Genomic DNA, 16,358 nt, shown 5'->3' with positions numbered 1-16,358 from the left:
AAAGACAGTCGCATCGCGCTCGTGTGCACCGTAAAATTCACATTCGGGCACTTTGCTGCAAGCAAAAACCGCGTCTCCGCATTGAAGGGGCAGCGCCCCTCTGCTATTCCGCAGCCAGATTTTCCACATACGAGGTCCATTCGCCGATGATCCCGCGCTATTCCCGTCCCGACATGGTTGCCATCTGGTCGCCGGAATCGAAGTTCCGCATCTGGTTCGAGATCGAGGCCCATGCCTGCGACGCACTGGCCGAGCTCGGGGTCATTCCGAAAGAAGCGGCCAAGACCATTTGGGAAAAGGGTGGCAGCGCCACGTTCGACATCGACCGCATCGACGAGATCGAGCGCGAGACCAAACACGACGTCATCGCCTTCCTGACTCATCTGGCGGAAATCGTTGGCCCGGATGCCCGTTTCGTGCACCAGGGCATGACCTCGTCCGATGTGCTCGACACCTGCTTCAACGTCCAGCTGGTCAAGGCAACCGACATGCTGCTGGCCGACATGGACGCCCTACTTGCCGCGATCAAGCGCCGGGCAATGGAACACAAGGACACCGTCTGCATCGGCCGCTCCCACGGCATCCATGCCGAACCGGTAACCTTTGGCCTGAAGATGGCCGAAGCCTATGCCGAGTTCGACCGCTGCAAGAAGCGCCTGCTGGCGGCTCGTGAGGAAATCGCCACCTGCGCCATTTCCGGTGCGGTCGGCACCTTTGCAAACATCGATCCGGCCGTGGAAGAACACGTCGCCAAGGCCATGGGCCTTCAGGCCGAACCGGTCTCCACCCAGGTGATCCCGCGTGACCGTCACGCGATGTATTTCGCGACCCTCGGCGTGATCGCCTCCTCCATCGAGCGCGTGGCAACGGAAGTCCGCCACCTGCAGCGCACCGAGGTTCTGGAAGCCGAAGAATTCTTCTCCAAGGGCCAGAAGGGCTCGTCGGCAATGCCGCACAAGCGCAACCCCGTCCTGACCGAGAACCTGACCGGTCTTGCCCGTATCGTCCGCGGCTTCTCCATTCCCGCAATGGAAAACGTGGCTCTCTGGCACGAGCGCGACATTTCGCATTCGTCCGTCGAGCGCATGATCGGCCCGGACGCGACCATCACCCTGGATTTCGCTCTGGCCCGCCTGACCGGCGTCATCGACAAGCTGCTGGTCTATCCGGAGCGCATGATCGGCAACATGGACCGTCTCGGTGGCCTCGTGCATTCCCAGCGTATCCTGCTCGCTCTCACCCAGGCTGGTTCGTCGCGCGAGGACGCATACCGTCTGGTCCAGCGCAACGCCATGAAGGTGTGGGACAGCTACCAGGTGGCAGGGGCCGCCTCGGTCGACTTCCTCACTGAACTTCTGAACGACGCGGATGTGCGCAAATATCTGTCCGAAGAAGAAATCCGCGACCGCTTCGACCTCGGCTACCACACCAAGAATGTCGATGTGATCTTCGAACGGGTGTTCGGCGAAGCGTAAGGCTTCCCTGAAACGCGGTGGGTTCGTCATCCCGGACGCAGCGAAGCGAAGATCCGGGATCGGAGACCCAAGACAGAACCAACATTGGGAGAGCCACGGCAAAACCTGTGGCTCTCCGATCCCGGCTCGCACTTCGTTTGGCCGGGATGACCCCGGAAGATAAAACGAAGGCAGCGAGGACCGGAGGTATTCGCCTCCCTTTCCTCTTTGGTCGGGAGATTGCACATGTCCGGCGAAAAATCCCTTGTTGCCTGGCAGCGCATCGAAGCGCTTTTCATCCTGATTGCTTCATTGGTCCTCTATTTCTGGACAGGGGCGCCGTGGCTGACGTTTGTCATCCTTTTCATGGTGCCGGATCTGTCGATGCTGGGCTATTTTGCCAATCCACGCGTTGGCGCCCTGATCTACAATTTCTTTCACACCTACATCGGCCCGGCCCTCCTGATGGGGCTTGGCGTCCTGCTCACGGATTATGATCTGGATCCCTACGCCTTCTGGGATTTTGCTCCGATCGCGATCATCTGGACCGCCCACATTGCGTTCGACCGGGTTCTGGGCTACGGCCTGAAGAGCCCTGAAGGGTTCAAGATCACTCACCTTGGCCGGATCGGCCGTCAGGATAGCTGAATCATGAAAATCGCCGTCGTCTCGGACATTCACGGCAATGTCCTGGCCCTTGAAGCCGTGCTTGCAGACCTGAAACTGGAAGCACCGGACCTGGTCGTCAATCTGGGTGACTGCATTTCCGGTCCGCTCTGGCCGGAGGAAACTGCTGCCATCCTGCGTGAGACTGCCTGGCCGACCGTTCGCGGCAACCACGACCGTGTCGTCCTGGACGATCCGATCGACAAAATGGGACCGACCGACGTCTTTGCCGCAGAGCGTCTTTCCCAGGCAAGCCGCGACTGGTTGGCAACAAGCCAGCCGACCATACGCCTGACGGACGAGATTTTCCTGTGTCACGGCACCCCGGACAACGATGACCGCTACCTGACTGAAAAGGTGGATGGGCCGAAGGGACACCTGCCGGACGAACAGACCTTGCTGGACGAGTTGAAGGGCGAAACCGCTCCCGTCATCTGCTGCGGTCACACGCACATTCCAAGGGTCATCCGTCTTCAGAAAACCGGACAGATCCTGCTCAATCCGGGCAGCGTCGGCTTACCGTCCTACGAAGACGACCATCCGCACCGGCATGTCATGGAAGCCGGCAGTCCGCATGCCCGCTATGCCCTGATGACAAACAATCACGGAGCATGGAACTTTCAGGAAAAGATCCTGACATACGATTGGGACACAGCCTCCGCCGAGGCGGAAAAGAACGGGCGTCCGGGTTGGGCCCGGGCCCTGAAACACGGTTTTTACGGCCCACTTTCCTGAGATCTTCGCGATCACAAATGACGGAGCATGACCATTTCGGGGAACGAAGCCGGGCGCTCCACGTTTTATACCCATGATTAGCATGGAGTATGTGATGTCGATCTGGAAATCCGTTTTAAGCCACGCCGCCATCGGTGGTCTTGCCGTGAGCCTGGCTTTGCCAGCATTCGCCGCTCCGCTGCCACTGCTCAAGACCGCGCCGGCGCCGGTTCAGACGCATTCGGAAGCCCCGGCGAACGTCCTCAAGGTTGACCACAGAAGAGGTCATAACCCGCATCGTGGCTACAACAATCGTAACGGACGCCACTATTACAACGGGCACCGGGGTTACCGGAAATATCGCCAAGGCTATCGCCAGTATAACGGCTGGTGGTTCCCGCCGGCAGCTTTTGCTTTCGGCTTCGGCGTTGCTCCCGGCCCCCGCTATGCGGCCCCACCTCGCTACGCAGCTCCCCCGCGCTACGCCGCCCCGCCTCGCTACGGCCGTGGCTACAGCCCCGCGCACTATCAGTGGTGTGGTCAGCGTTATCGGTCTTACCGCCCTGGCGACAACAGCTTCCAGCCCTATCACGGACCACGCCGTGTGTGCGTCTCGCCCTATGGGCCGTGATTTAAGCTGAAGCCGACAAACATCGAGCCGGTCCTTTGGGCCGGCTCCTTTCATTTGCCTCAACCGTCATCTCGAAGGCTTTAAACGCAAACGGCGCTGAGATCCGAAGGCCGGTAGCTTGCCGGTTGCTTCTTCCAACCTTCCGAACATCCGGCTCCTTCCTTGCCGCGATTGACAAGCGCCCGGAAAAACTGCGAGACAGCGGCACATCTTCGACAGCCACGCAAAAGGTGTAGCCCGTGAAAATTTCAGACACCGATATTCTGCTTGTTCCAGGTTACGGTCAGACACTGCCGGGCCATTGGCTGTTGCGCTGGCGCGACAAGATGTCGACGGCCCGGGTCGTGAAACAGGCAGAGCTGCATCGTCCGAGCAAGAAGGAATGGCTGGAAACGCTGGTGAAAGCGGTTGATGCCGCCGAACGGCCGGTTGTGCTTGTCGCACACTCGCTTGGCTGCATCCTGGTTGCCCACGGTGCCCATGCGCTGAAGGACAAGATTGCCGGCGCCTTTCTCGTCGCTCCGTCCGACTGGGACCGCGAGGGGCTGGTGGCGGAATTCGATGGCGGGGACTTCAAGCCCATTCCCGAACATCCGTTGCCCTTCCCTGCGCACCTTGTCGCCAGCCGGGACGACCCATATTGCGACTACGCCCGTGCCGAGCATTTCGCCAAGGTCTGGGGCACCACCTTCCAGGACGCCGGAGCCGCCGGTCACATCAACCTGGAAAGCGGCCACGGCCCCTGGCCGGAAGGCATGATGTCCTTTGCCCATTTCATGAAGAAGCTCGGCTGACGGCTGTCAGGTCCGTGCAGAGGAAGCGTCCATCAACGCTCCGAGGCGCGTGGCCACCCAATAGCTCACCGGAATGGCGATCGCGGCGCCTGTCGCCGCACCGACGACCAGCAGCAGAGCATTGAATGTGCCGACACCGTAGATCGATAACGGAACCAGTGCACCAAGGCCGGCAAGCGTCGGGCCGATGATGATGAACAGGATCATTGCCAGTTTCCACATGAGGATCTCCCATCGGGAAAGCGGCGGTTCTCCGTCCTGAGCTACAGCGGCAACAGTGGTTGATTATGAGACATTATCAACTTTGCCGTTGAAGCTCAGAACCGTCGCGGTTTCGATATCTGAATACTTTCGCAATATCGAAACTATGACATTGACCCAAGTCAAGCTTCCGCAAGAAGAGCAAATCAATATCCGGCGGCGGGTCCTGTGCCCTGCTCCGCCAGCCAGGCCACTTCCTTGAGCGCAGCCCTGGCGGAATGATCAAGAAAGAGCGTATCGACACCGTGTGACATCAACCGGAACCCCTGATTATAGGCTTCCTCGACCTTGTCGGCGTTGAGGCAGAATATCCCGGCAAGTTTCCCGGCCGCGAGCGCCTTTTCCGCAATCTCACCGGCAACTTCGCCGGTATGTGACCCGTTAGGGTCAAGCGAAGCGCCTTTCGACAAAGCAAGGGAAAGATCGCTCGGACCGACAAACACGCCATCAAGACTGTCGACGCTCAGGATCTCGTCCAGCGCGTCGATCGCGTCCTGGGTTTCGATCATGGCAAAGGCAAGGGTCTGTGCATTGGCGTTTTCGAGATACTGGTCCCGCGTCTGGCCGCTCAGCATGGCTGCCCGGAACGGCGACCAGCTGCGGTCGCCGATTGGCGGATACTTGACAGCCCGCGCAAAGGTTTCCGCGTCCCGAAGGGAATTGATCATCGGCGCGATGATGCAATCGGCCCCCATGTCGATCAGCCGTCCCGCAAGGGCGTTGTCACCGACGGGAATGCGGGCGATGCGGTGCGCCCCGGCAAGAGCAATGGCTGCCATCGCCTCGCACGCCGATGCGAAATCATACATGCCGTGCTGAAGATCGAGCGTAACCGCCTCGTATCCCGAGCGCGCAAACAACTCCGGAACCATGGGCGCGGACAATTGGGACCAGCCGGTAATGACGGCTTTTCCGGAACGCAACTTGTCGGCAAGAAAGGCATTATCTGACACGGGTCGTCTCCTCCGATAGAGGAGGTATCAAATCCGTCCGCCGACACAACCGCAAGCGCTGTTTTTGCAATTCTGGGAGCTTGGTTGACGCAAAGGGAGATGGGGATTTTCTTCTTCCAGGCCGGAAAAGCCGCAACTTGCCAATCATCATGCCCGTCAAAACAAAAACGCCCACCGTTTCCGGCGGGCGTTTGAAACTGACAATCGAAGAAAGCTTCGATCAGCCTTCTTTCTGCAACTGGTCGACAGCCGTGTGCATCAGTTCGTCCATGGTGCGACGAATCTGATGATCGGACTGCTCGACCTTGTTTGCGTCGAAATCTTCGCGAAGCTTGCGGAAAACGTCTTCCTCGCCCGGCTCTTCGAAATCGGCCCGGACAACTTCCTTGGCGTATTCGTCGGCCTTCTCGCCTTCAAAGCCCAGAAGACCTGCCGCCCACAAACCCAGCAACTTGTTGCGGCGTGCGGTTGCCTTGAACCGCAGCTCCTCGTCATGCGCAAACTTGTTTTCAAACCCCTGCTCGCGCTTGTCGAATGTGCTCATACTCATCGTCTCCTGAACTGCGCTGATGCACTTCCCCCCATATGGGGCTGATTTGGTCTCTTGCATATCCCCGCAAGCCGATCAAATCAACGCAGTACGTACACTCATGCGTCAAAAGCATAACCGCCCTGCGAACTCTCCGGAAACATAAGATTGTACTTTTGCCCGGCTTCGGTTAAGTTCCGCGCCGCAAAACAGGGCCTGCTGCCTTCAAGCATCGGCCGGTTGACGACAAACGTCCCGGTGGATTTTCAGACAAGGTAAGCATGTTCCGTCAAAGGTTTCTCTAAAAGATACGGTATAGCCTATGAACCGCCGCCGGCGCATTTACGAAGGTAAGGGCAAGATCCTTTACGAAGGTCCGGAACCGGGAACCCTGGTTCAGCACTTCAAGGACGACGCGACTGCCTTCAACAACAAGAAACACGAGATTGTTGACGGCAAAGGCGTGCTCAACAACCGGATTTCCGAATATATCTTCAATCATCTGAATGCCATCGGCATCCCGACTCACTTCATTCGCCGCCTCAACATGCGCGAGCAGCTGATCCGGGAAGTCGAGATCATTCCGCTGGAAGTGGTCGTGCGCAACGTCGCCGCCGGTTCCATCGCCACTCGTCTGGGCCTGGAAGAAGGCACGCAGCTGCCGCGCTCCATCATCGAGTTCTACTACAAGAACGATGAGCTCAACGACCCGATGGTCGCCGAAGAACACATCACCGCCTTTGGCTGGGCCACCCCGCAGGAACTGGACGACATGATGGCGCTTGCCATCCGCGTCAACGACTTCCTGTGCGGCCTGTTCCTGGGCGTCGGCATCCGTCTTGTCGATTTCAAGATCGAATGTGGCCGTCTGTTCGAAGGCGACATGATGCGCATCGTCGTCGCCGACGAGATTTCCCCGGACAGCTGCCGCCTGTGGGACATCGAAACCAACGACAAGATGGACAAGGACCGCTTCCGCCGCGACATGGGCGGCATGCTGGAAGCCTACCAGGAAGTTGCCAAGCGGCTGGGGATCATGATCACCAGCGAACGTCCGGCAGGCTCCGGACCAACCCTGGTCAAGTAAGACGCGCTGCTGATGCAGTATTGACACAGGCCGGCGCAATCGCCGCTAACGGCCCTAACGTCAGTATTGCAACCAAAGGTATTGCAAACTATGACGCCCCCTTGTTCAACGAGGGGGCGTTATGTCTTTTAGATTTTCTTTCATTTTCAAGGCCGTATCGATTGCACTTCTGTGCGGCTTTCTTGCAGCCTGTCAAACCACGGGCCTGAAGCCCGGCAGCATTTCCTCCAGCTTTGCACCCAAGGGTTGGGCCAGCAAGCAGAACGGCAACAAGGCCGTCTATGTTTGTCTGCCATCCACCTGCAAATCGCCTGAAGTTGTCGTTGTGGGTCCGATCGAGGTCAAGGGCGACACGGAAACAGCCATCCGGCAAAACCTGATCTCTGCCGAATTGATGAATGCCGTCGGCAACATTGCGAACGTGGCCTCGAAGGGGCAGGTCCGTCTCAAAACCAATCGCCGTGTCGTCACCAAATCCTATTCCGGCTTCGACATGACTGCCAGGTACCGGACGGACAAAGGCAACGTCTATGTCGCCGCACGCATCATCATTCAAAACGACCGCGGCAGCACCGTTGCCTCCTTTGCGACATCAAGCTCCAGGGCAAAGACAAATCTCGACCGCTTCCTGAAGCAGACAACGATCAAACGCCTGCCATAAATCGCAGGTTTTCTGCACACAGGCCTTTCGCAAATGGGGCTCCTCGTGTATGGGGAGCCCCAAAGTCATTCAACTGCAGAATCTGCAGTCTGCTGCGGAGATCCCAATCATGAAAGCACGTGTGATCGTCACCCTGAAAAACGGTGTTCTCGATCCTCAGGGAAAAGCCATCGAAGGCGCGCTCGGCGGCCTCGGCTTCGGCGACGTCGGCTCCGTTCGTCAGGGCAAGGTGTTCGATGTCGAACTGACCGGCACCGACAAGGAAGCCGCCAAGGCTGAACTGGAGCAGATGTGTGAAAAGCTGCTCGCCAACACTGTCATCGAGAACTACGCGATCGAGATCGCCTGACCGAAACTTCGACACCGGGGCACCACCGATGGATGACGATACCCGCACGGCCCTGATCTTCATGGCCACCAAAGCGGCGATATTCATCCTGGTGCCCGCAATCGCGGCCTTGATAGCCGTACTTGTTCTGCTCTGAACCGACTGGATTGCCCACATGAAAACCGCTGTCATCGTTTTCCCCGGCTCCAACCGCGACCGTGACATGTTCCACGCACTGGAACTGATCACCGGCACCAGGCCGCAGAGCGTCTGGCACACGGAAAGCACCCTGCCGGATGTGGATCTTGTGGTTGTTCCCGGCGGTTTTTCCTACGGCGACTATCTGCGCTCCGGTGCAATTGCAGCCCGCTCCCCGATCCTCAAGGACCTTGTTGCCAAGGCCGAAAGCGGCGTCGCCGTCCTTGGCGTTTGCAACGGCTTCCAGATCCTGACCGAAGCAGGCCTGCTTCCCGGCGCCCTGATGCGCAACGCCGGCCTCACCTTCGTCTGCCGCGAAGTCCTGATGGAAACGGTCAACACTGCGACGAGGTTTTCCTCGAAGTTCGAAAAAGGCCAGGTCTGGCGTTGCCCGGTTGCCCATCACGACGGCAACTACTTCGCCGACGCTGACACGCTGAAGCAGATCGAAGACAACGGCCAGGTCGTTTTCCGCTATGCGGGCGACACAAATCCGAACGGCTCCATCAACAACATTGCCGGCATCATGAATGCCAAAGGCAACGTTCTGGGCATGATGCCGCACCCGGAAAACCTGATCGAGCCGCTCAATGGCGGCCTCGACGGGCGCCTCCTGTTCGAAAGCCTGCTGGAAGCAGCCTGAAACCATCCGGGAGGCGGACATGACGGACCTGACACTCGACAAGGACGCCAGAACCCGCCTCGCCTCCGAGATCAAGCATTATCTCGAAACAGACCTGGACATCGACATCGGCAACATGGATGCCGAATTGCTGATCGATTTCCTGACGCCATCCCTCGGGGCCAGGTTCTACAACCTCGGCCTCAAGGACGCCCAGGCGCTGCTCGCCCGCAAGGTCGACGACATCAACGACGAACTCTACGCCCTGGAAAAACCGGTACAGGATCGCGGTTGAGCTGCACTGGGCGACGTGGCGTGGGTTAGTGCCGTCCAGCTAGATTTCCGCAGCGCCAGACGTCTTAACACCCCCCTCACCCTCCTTGTCATCCCCGCGAAGGCGGGGATCCAGTAACCGGCTGCCTCGGTCACATCGCATTATCCTGCCAGCTCCCGCGACTACTGGATCCCGGTCTTGGCACTGCGCCAAACCGGGATGACAAAAACGGGGGCTAGTGAGGTTCAGCGAACAGACGGTTCAGGCCGCCTGGCTGCGCTTTTGTTTGGGGGAATAGCCGAAACGGCGGGAGAAGGCCCTGGAAAAGGCCGCCGGACTTGCGAAGCCGCAGAGGCTAGCGACCGCCTTGACCTGCCTGCCGGTTTCCAGCTCCGAGCGGGCAATATCCAACCGCCAGTTCGAGAGATAACCCATGGGTGTCGTGCCGACGAGCTCCTTGAACGTCACAGCGAACTGGGTGCGCGACATGCCGGCGGTTTCGGCCAGTTTTTCCAGCGTCCAGTGTTCTCCGGGCACCTCGTGGATTGCCACCAGAGCGGCTGCGATCCGCGGGTTTGCAAGACCGTTCAGGAGGCCGGTATCGGCCTTGCCTTCTTCCATGGCATGACGCAGCAGACGGATCACCACCACTTCGCACAAACGCTGGAAGGCAGCCTGCCCACCGCACCTGGGCATGGTCGCCTCCTCGATCAGCGGCGTCACAACAGCGGTGAGATATGGATCTTCCGACATCGGCACGGAAATGCAGTCCGGCAAGGCACTGACCAGCTGCCTGCCGACACCTGATATCGTGATCCGGGCAGCGACAAGCGACGTTTCGTCGGGGGCTGCTTCCATGCCTGCACGCACGGCAGATCCGTCCCGCTCCGGGCAGAAAACCAGTCTCAGCCCTCTCTCAGGACTGTCATAGACCCTCAGGTTGGCATCGCTTTCGCTCCCGTCCGCTGCCAGTGAAATGTCCACCTGCACGCGGAGCCGGTCGATGAGCGAAGACAGCCGGTCCAGCCTTCCATTAAAGGACGTGCGATAAGGGACCGACATTTCCGTACTCCTGAGCATATTTTTTGAATGTTTATAGCGCTTGCGTTCACTACCTTACAGCCATCCGCAGGGAAATGTGAAGCCTTGCCTAGCCAAATGAGGAAAACATGCTCGTTCCACGCCAACCGGTACCCGGCCTCACGGTCGAAACCCTGAGCTCCGGCACCTTTGATCTGTCCAAGGATAACGCCGACTTTGCAACGCTGGTAGTGTTCTACCGCGGCCTTCATTGTCCGATCTGCGCCACTTACCTTAAGGAACTCGGCCGTCTAACCGCCGACTTCGCGGCCAAGGGCGTCAAGACGATCGCTATTTCGTCGGACGACAAGGACCGTGCGGAAAAGATGGCGGAAAAGGTCGGCCATGCCGATCTGCGCTTTGGCTACGGCCTGCCGCTGAGTGTTGCGAGGGAATGGGGACTTTATGTTTCAACCAGCCGTGGCACCACCTCGATCGGCATCGAGGAGCCTGCGCTGTTTTCCGAGCCGGGCGTCTTTCTTGTCAGACCGGACGGCACGCTCTATTTCGCCTCCGTCCAGACCATGCCTTTCGTGCGCCCGCACTTCCAGGAAATGGTCGGTGCACTCGATTTCGTTCAGAAGAACGACTATCCGGCACGCGGCGAATATACCGGTGCAGTCTGACGGCACCTTGATACGGAATTGAAAACAAGGATGCCGGACACGGGCTGCATCGTGTCCGGCATCAACAAAGACTCGCCAGGGGTAGCAGGTCCTTGTTTGGGGGGATCGCCAAAGATCTCCGCATCAATACCGGCCCTTGCGCCGGCTTTCGGTATCCCAGAAGGGGCGCATTGCCTCGGCAAGCGCAGCTTCCCGGGTCAGTCCGAGGTCCTCAAGGGCCGCGTCTGACAATTCCAGAAGTTCCAGGCGGGTCCGGCGCCTGACAAACCAATCCTTCAGATAGCTGAAAGCCGTTTTGGTAAAACCGCCGGGAATCCGGAGCCGCGATATCGGGCGCCCGGATATTGTTTCGATTGAACTCATTTGAGACATCTCCAGGGTGACAATTGCATCAATTGGGCGCATTGTTGCGCTACAATCATATGAATTGACTCCATTCGGGATGCAATATATTAAATTGTCACCATGACAAATTGGCACCCAGAGATTCCCGAGGGCCAAGGGCCCCTCTACATCCGGCTGGCGGACCGCATCGCCGAGGATATTGCCACTGGCGCGCTTGGTGCCGGTTCCAAACTGCCGCCGCAGCGCGACCTTGCGTATGATCTGGGTGTCACTGTCGGCACCATAGGACGCGCCTACGCCCTGATCCGACAGCGTGGCCTCGTCAGCGGCGAAGTCGGACGCGGCACATTCGTGCTCGGCAGCACCTATGAACCGTCACTCGAAGAAGACACCAAACCGGACCTTGACCGGCCGACACAGCAGACCAACGGCTCCGCCGCGCATGACATGTCCGCCTCTTCCTGGACCCAGGGCGCGATGCACATGCCTAAGGATGTCGCCTTTGGCGGCACCAGGGTCATGGTGCCTTCGCCGGAGGCAATCCGCTTTGACAGCACATCCGCTCCCGAGATCGGCCAGGCCGGCGTCATCGGAAGGCTGACGGCAGACATCACCCGTGATGCCCCTTACGAAATTGCCAGCTATACCCGCTCCGTGCCTGAAAGCTGGCGCCAGGCCGGGCGGATCTGGCTGTCCCGTGCCGGCTGGCAGCCACCGGAAGGCAGCATCGTACCGACGACGGGCGCCCAGGCGGCAATCATGGCGATCATCGCGGCAACGACGGCACCTGGCGATCAGGTCGCCTTCGAGGAACTGACCTACAGCTCGATCGCCCGTGGCGCGGCTCTCTCCGGCCGCAGGCCGGTGCAGATCGCGCGGGACGACGAAGGTCCCCTGCCCGAAGATCTTGCAAGGGTCTGCGCGCAGAAACACCCGAAGCTGCTGTTCGTGATGCCGACCATGCATAATCCGACCCTCGGCATGATGGGTGAACAGCGTCGTGCGGACATTGTAACCATCGCCCGCCAGTACAATCTCTGGATCATCGAGGACGAGGTCTACGGTTCCTTGCGCGAAACCTCGCCGCCCCCGCTTGCCGCACTGGCACCGGAGCGTACCTTTCATGTCGGCTCGCTGTCCAAGTCCGTGACGGCAGGCGTGCGCGGTGGCTGGGTTTCCAGCCCGCTGTCTCATGCACAGCGGATCTACACCGCCCACAAGATGCTGACTGGCGGCATATCCTTTCTCCTGTCGGAATTGTCATCCCGGCTGGTTCTGTCCGGCGCTGCCGACGAATTCCGCCAGAAAATCCTCGCGGAAGTCTCCGCCCGTTTCGAACTGGTGCAAAAATATCTCGGCGCCTACGACATGTTTGCCGCCGCCGACGCGCCGTTTCTCTGGCTGAAGCTTCCCGAACCCTGGCTCTCCGGCACCTTCAAGGCGGCGGCCGCTGCCGCAAATGTGCTGATTGACGATGAAGACGAGTTCAAGACCGGCCGATCCGGCAAGGTCTATCACCGCGTTCGCATCGGCATCACCAACCCGATGACCCGGCAGGAAACCGCGAAGGGTCTGCTTATCCTGCAAAATTTGCTGGAGGACAGCGGAGCCTGCTACGACAGTTTCGAATAGCGACCCTTTGAAGGCGGAGAAACATGTCTGAAACCAGCTTGCTCTTCTTGATCCTGCCAGCCTTCGCAGTCGTCTTCGCCCTGTTCTGGTCGCTGATCGTCTTTGTCATTGCCCATACAGGCGGCTGGGTGGGACTGGCAAATGCCTACCCGGCCAGCCGGAAACCGGAAGGCCGCACCTGGAACTGGCGCACCATCCGCTTCGGTCTCTTCGGCAACTACCGCAACAGCGTGGATGTGACCCTGTCCAATGCAGGTCTCCACATGTACCCGATCTTTGTCTTCAGGATCGGCCACAAGCCGATACTCATCCCCTGGACCGCAGTCTCGGACGCATATCGCCGCGATCTCTGGTTTGCGCCGACGCTGACGCTTTCAGTTCCTGTGACGGGAAACGGCAATGAAAGACGGGTGTCCTTTTACGGTGCGGAGTTCGTCGAGGCGATCGAGGACTGCCTGAGGCGCAATGGCAACGGCAACGCTCTCCGCAGGTAAGCAATCCGCCGGTTTGCCTGCCTCACATCGCTCGATACGGAAACACGTTTTCCTTGTCCTGCACCGGCACTGCTGACAATGTGAACCGACTACCGGGAGGTTGTGATGACAGGGTCTGTGCCTTTGTGGGTGAAACTGGCCGGCGTGGCAGCGGCTGTCTATTGCATTGCCGTCTTCGGAACCGTCTACCGCTACAATCAGTCCATCCTGGAAAGCGCCAGCTTCGCCGAAATCACCGGCGGTGGCTTCATCTACAACTACCGCATCGCCGACATTCGGGCGGGCATTACGGTTGGCCTCGTGAAACCCCTGCCCCTTGGCACCCGGCTCATTGCCGAGTTTGAAAGCCCGCATGGTGGCAAGATCGAGGTCGAAAAGGCCGTTTCCCACGCCAAGCGCAACTACAGCTTCGAAACACCGTCCCTCAGCGATGTTGAAGCCGAACGCACCTATGCGGCAGTTCTTCATGTCATCGACGCAAAAACGGGCGAGGAAATAGAGCGCCACGAAAAGGGTCTCAAATCCAGTGTCGCGCCGAAGGCGATGCCGGCAAAACCGCTTACCATCGGCCCTGGGTATCACGTCAATCCGGATATCCGGCCGGCGCCAAAGGGCTAGACCGATAGCCGCCACGGGAAGTCCTTTTGCTATCGCGCGAAAAAAGTGCGCGCGACACCTCAAGAGCCATTGTGCGGTGCAATCCGGCACACCATCTGCCAGCGACGTGTCCTCGGGATCTCCAAAATGACTGTCTTTGAAATTGCGCTCGGCCTGGTTTTCCTCGTGGCCGGTGGTGACGTGCTTGTGCGCGGTTCTGTCGGCCTTGCAAAGCGCTTCGGCATCTCCGAACTTCTGATCGGCCTGGTCCTTGTGGGCTTCGGCACGTCGACACCGGAACTGATGACGAGCGTGCTGGCGGCGCTCAACGGGTCTGCCGGCCTTGCGGTCGGCAACGTCGCCGGCTCGAACATCGCCAATATCCTGCTCATTCTGGGGCTGACAGCCGTCATCTCACCATTGCTGGTCGACCCCAAAGCGTTGCTGCGCGACGGTCCGGCCAACGCTCTGGCAGCTCTCGCTTTCACGGGCCTCGCATTGGCCGGCTTGATTGGACGGGAAGCAGGCCTGGTCCTGATACTCGCACTGGCGGTCTATCTTGTTGTCACCTACCGGATGGAAAAAGGCACGCATACGCCTTCGGCGGAGCTGCACAGGGGGGAAGTCCAGCTGGTCGCTCCCAAAGCCGGACAGCTGAACCTGCTACTCAATCTGGCAATGGCATTTGGCGGACTGGTAATGATCCTGGGCGGAGCACACTTTCTGGTGTCCGGGGCAACCAGCCTTGCGCAGGCTGCGGGCATCAGCGACGCGGTTATCGGCGTCACCATCGTCGCGGTCGGCACGTCCCTGCCTGAGCTGGTCACCTCGGTGATCGCAGCTCTCAAACGGCAGACAGATATTGCTCTTGGCAACATCCTTGGCTCCAACCTCTTCAATATCCTGGGCATTCTGGGCATTACCGCGGTTATCACCCCCCTCCAGGTCCCGCAGGAAATCATGAGCTTCGACATCTGGGTCTTGTTGGGGGCTACAGTGATCCTTCTGGTCTTTGCCATGACGGGCGGTCGTATCTGTCGGCGCGAGGGCGCCATCATGCTCTTGGCCTATGCCGGCTATACAGGTTACGTCCTCCACAACGCCCTCGGGTGAACCTCCTCAAAAAAGCCAGCCCTACTGCAAAAGGAAGATCTTCTCCTGCCAGCCCAAGCCGGCGGAGGCTTTTGCTCCGCCGGGCAGAAGCAAAGCTTCAACGACTGCTGCTGATCGGGACCGCAATCGGGCGGATCGGCGAGCCGGTGGCGCCACGCAGTTTCAGCGGCGAGGTAATGAAGGCAAATTCATGCACCCCGTCCCTTGCCAGGTCTTCCAGCCACAAGAGCTCGATAAACGAGACACCCTTCTGCGCCAGCAGATAGGAATGGACAGGTGCGAAATTGTCCGGGTTGGTGGACGGGAAACTTTCCAGACCCAGGTTATCCGCGCCCAGCACCATCGCCTTTTGCTCCTCGGCCAGCCACCTTGCGGCATCAAGGCCAAGCCCTGACTGGCTGAACAGCGCCAGTTTCGACTTGTCCGGCCAATGCTGCATCTGGCCGGTACGGATGAGCACCACATCACCTTCCTGCAAGCTGGTTCCCTGCGCATCCAGCGCGGTTTTCAGATCATCCAACGTAATGGCGTAGGACGCCGGCAGCACATCCACCCCCTTGGCCTTCGCAACGTCGATCAGCACGCCGCGCGCAATGATGGGTGGATACTTGTCCGCACCCGATTTCGCCCACCCGCGCGCGCCCTGCGCCTCGTCGGCGCTAACGTTGTTCCAGATTTTCCCGTGAAGCCCGAAGTGACTGAGCGTGTCGATATGGGTTCCCGTGTGGGTATTCATCGAAATCGCTTCGCTGGAATGCGAAAGGAGCTCCTCGCTGCCATCCCCGCGCGCCGGCGTATGAAGCATCATCATCTGGTAAGTCGGATCTCCAAAGGCGGCACTGCAACAATCGGGCATGCCGACAAAGAGATCCACGCCGAGATCATAAATCTTGCCGGCATCGATGCGCTGCAAGATCTCCAACCGGGAGGCATCGCTCATCATGTTGAGCGTGCCGATCTCGTCTTCCGGTCCCCATGGACTTTCACCCACCTTATCGCCTTCCGCGAAAACCGGTGAACCGGCGAGGGTCGCGGCCATGAGCGTGGCGGCAAAAAGCTTTCGGGTCTGATTCATCAAGTCTTGCACCAGTGGAATTCCTTCCTCTCAAAACCCCGTGCATGCAGGAACGACCGGCAAGGCGATTCCGTTCGTGGAGGATTGCTCCTCCAGGTTTCAGCAGGACGGATTGCCTGACAGGGTTTTCGGTTGTCAGAACAGGCGCATTCGAACGCGCCCAGCACGATTAGGACAGTTGCCCTAAAATCGAATTAGGACAATCGTCCAAATCTGTCAAGACT

Annotated in this window: 22 protein-coding genes; 16 read left to right on the top strand and 6 right to left on the bottom strand. The window is 59.2% G+C overall.

Annotated features, from left to right (window positions below):
* Positions 1–146 precede the first annotated feature (146 nt).
* The 5 genes from purB (at position 147) to B0E33_RS23100 (ending at position 4,259) form a co-directional block, all read left to right on the top strand.
* Positions 147–1,475 (top strand): adenylosuccinate lyase, encoded by a 1,329-nt coding sequence (gene purB, locus B0E33_RS23120; RefSeq protein ID WP_023000891.1) that lies wholly within the window; start codon positions 147–149, stop codon positions 1,473–1,475.
* A 225-nt stretch (positions 1,476–1,700) separates the two neighbouring features.
* Positions 1,701–2,102 (top strand): DUF4260 domain-containing protein, encoded by a 402-nt coding sequence (locus B0E33_RS23115; protein WP_077292550.1) that lies wholly within the window; start codon positions 1,701–1,703, stop codon positions 2,100–2,102.
* 3 nt (positions 2,103–2,105) lie between these two features.
* Positions 2,106–2,855, top strand: a complete 750-nt coding sequence (locus B0E33_RS23110) for a metallophosphoesterase family protein (RefSeq protein WP_077292549.1) — start codon at positions 2,106–2,108, stop codon at positions 2,853–2,855.
* A 94-nt stretch (positions 2,856–2,949) separates the two neighbouring features.
* Positions 2,950–3,465 (top strand): BA14K family protein, encoded by a 516-nt coding sequence (locus B0E33_RS23105; protein WP_077293563.1) that lies wholly within the window; start codon positions 2,950–2,952, stop codon positions 3,463–3,465.
* A 239-nt stretch (positions 3,466–3,704) separates the two neighbouring features.
* Positions 3,705–4,259, top strand: a complete 555-nt coding sequence (locus B0E33_RS23100) for an RBBP9/YdeN family alpha/beta hydrolase (protein WP_077292548.1) — start codon at positions 3,705–3,707, stop codon at positions 4,257–4,259.
* A 6-nt stretch (positions 4,260–4,265) separates the two neighbouring features.
* On the opposite strand, the gene B0E33_RS23095 is transcribed toward B0E33_RS23100, so the two are convergent.
* The 3 genes from B0E33_RS23095 to B0E33_RS23085 all read right to left on the bottom strand — a co-directional run bounded on the left by B0E33_RS23095 (position 4,266) and on the right by B0E33_RS23085 (position 6,017).
* Positions 4,266–4,481, bottom strand: coding sequence for a hypothetical protein (locus tag B0E33_RS23095; RefSeq protein WP_077292547.1), 216 nt, complete (start codon positions 4,479–4,481; stop codon positions 4,266–4,268).
* 185 nt (positions 4,482–4,666) lie between these two features.
* Complete coding sequence (locus tag B0E33_RS23090) at positions 4,667–5,473, bottom strand: HpcH/HpaI aldolase family protein (protein WP_077292546.1); 807 nt, start codon at positions 5,471–5,473, stop codon at positions 4,667–4,669.
* A 220-nt stretch (positions 5,474–5,693) separates the two neighbouring features.
* A complete protein-coding gene (locus B0E33_RS23085; protein WP_023000884.1) occupies positions 5,694–6,017 on the bottom strand; it encodes a DUF1476 domain-containing protein in 324 nt (107 codons plus the stop codon).
* Positions 6,018–6,324: 307 nt separating this feature from the next.
* Here B0E33_RS23085 and purC point away from each other — a divergent pair, with 307 nt between their 5' ends.
* From purC to B0E33_RS23055, 6 genes are all read left to right on the top strand, one after another.
* A complete protein-coding gene (purC, locus tag B0E33_RS23080) occupies positions 6,325–7,089 on the top strand; it encodes a phosphoribosylaminoimidazolesuccinocarboxamide synthase (RefSeq protein WP_006932454.1) in 765 nt (254 codons plus the stop codon).
* 121 nt (positions 7,090–7,210) lie between these two features.
* Entirely contained in the window at positions 7,211–7,750 is a 540-nt protein-coding gene (locus B0E33_RS23075) for a hypothetical protein (protein ID WP_062488383.1), read from the top strand.
* Positions 7,751–7,856: 106 nt separating this feature from the next.
* The gene (gene purS / locus B0E33_RS23070) at positions 7,857–8,099 is read left to right on the top strand and encodes a phosphoribosylformylglycinamidine synthase subunit PurS (RefSeq protein WP_031269246.1); all 243 of its coding nucleotides are present in this window, start codon (positions 7,857–7,859) and stop codon (positions 8,097–8,099) included.
* 28 nt (positions 8,100–8,127) lie between these two features.
* A complete protein-coding gene (locus tag B0E33_RS31425) occupies positions 8,128–8,235 on the top strand; it encodes a phosphoribosylformylglycinamidine synthase-associated small membrane protein (protein ID WP_023000881.1) in 108 nt (35 codons plus the stop codon).
* 18 nt (positions 8,236–8,253) lie between these two features.
* Positions 8,254–8,919, top strand: a complete 666-nt coding sequence (purQ, locus tag B0E33_RS23060; protein WP_062488382.1) for a phosphoribosylformylglycinamidine synthase subunit PurQ — start codon at positions 8,254–8,256, stop codon at positions 8,917–8,919.
* 19 nt (positions 8,920–8,938) lie between these two features.
* A complete protein-coding gene (locus tag B0E33_RS23055) occupies positions 8,939–9,193 on the top strand; it encodes a DUF2164 domain-containing protein (protein WP_006932460.1) in 255 nt (84 codons plus the stop codon).
* Between the two features lie 240 nt (positions 9,194–9,433).
* On the opposite strand, the gene B0E33_RS23050 is transcribed toward B0E33_RS23055, so the two are convergent.
* Positions 9,434–10,234, bottom strand: a complete 801-nt coding sequence (locus B0E33_RS23050; protein ID WP_023000879.1) for an AraC family transcriptional regulator — start codon at positions 10,232–10,234, stop codon at positions 9,434–9,436.
* Between the two features lie 107 nt (positions 10,235–10,341).
* Between B0E33_RS23050 and B0E33_RS23045 the strand changes: the two genes are divergently transcribed.
* Positions 10,342–10,878: a peroxiredoxin-like family protein gene (locus B0E33_RS23045; RefSeq protein ID WP_023000878.1), complete on the top strand. Its 537-nt coding sequence runs from the start codon at positions 10,342–10,344 to the stop codon at positions 10,876–10,878.
* A 123-nt stretch (positions 10,879–11,001) separates the two neighbouring features.
* Here B0E33_RS23045 and B0E33_RS23040 read toward each other — a convergent pair whose 3' ends face one another.
* Positions 11,002–11,241 (bottom strand): DUF1127 domain-containing protein, encoded by a 240-nt coding sequence (locus tag B0E33_RS23040; protein ID WP_208992478.1) that lies wholly within the window; start codon positions 11,239–11,241, stop codon positions 11,002–11,004.
* A 102-nt stretch (positions 11,242–11,343) separates the two neighbouring features.
* On the opposite strand from B0E33_RS23040, the gene B0E33_RS23035 reads away from it, so the two are divergent.
* From B0E33_RS23035 to B0E33_RS23020, 4 genes are all read left to right on the top strand, one after another.
* Complete coding sequence (locus B0E33_RS23035; protein ID WP_077292545.1) at positions 11,344–12,855, top strand: aminotransferase-like domain-containing protein; 1,512 nt, start codon at positions 11,344–11,346, stop codon at positions 12,853–12,855.
* 23 nt (positions 12,856–12,878) lie between these two features.
* Complete coding sequence (locus tag B0E33_RS23030) at positions 12,879–13,349, top strand: hypothetical protein (protein WP_077292544.1); 471 nt, start codon at positions 12,879–12,881, stop codon at positions 13,347–13,349.
* A gap of 105 nt (positions 13,350–13,454) precedes the next feature.
* Entirely contained in the window at positions 13,455–13,967 is a 513-nt protein-coding gene (locus tag B0E33_RS23025) for a hypothetical protein (RefSeq protein WP_077292543.1), read from the top strand.
* A 126-nt stretch (positions 13,968–14,093) separates the two neighbouring features.
* Entirely contained in the window at positions 14,094–15,059 is a 966-nt protein-coding gene (locus B0E33_RS23020) for a calcium/sodium antiporter (protein ID WP_167579590.1), read from the top strand.
* A gap of 97 nt (positions 15,060–15,156) precedes the next feature.
* On the opposite strand, the gene B0E33_RS23015 is transcribed toward B0E33_RS23020, so the two are convergent.
* On the bottom strand, positions 15,157–16,134 hold the full coding sequence (locus tag B0E33_RS23015; RefSeq protein ID WP_077292541.1) for a cyclase family protein: 978 nt from the start codon (positions 16,132–16,134) through the stop codon (positions 15,157–15,159).
* Between the last annotated feature and the right edge of the window lie 224 nt (positions 16,135–16,358).

This window comes from Roseibium algicola, assembly GCF_001999245.1.
GTDB classification, from domain to species: domain Bacteria; phylum Pseudomonadota; class Alphaproteobacteria; order Rhizobiales; family Stappiaceae; genus Roseibium; species Roseibium algicola.
Note: the sequence above shows the minus strand (reverse complement) of the source record. Positions and strands in the feature narration are given on the sequence as shown.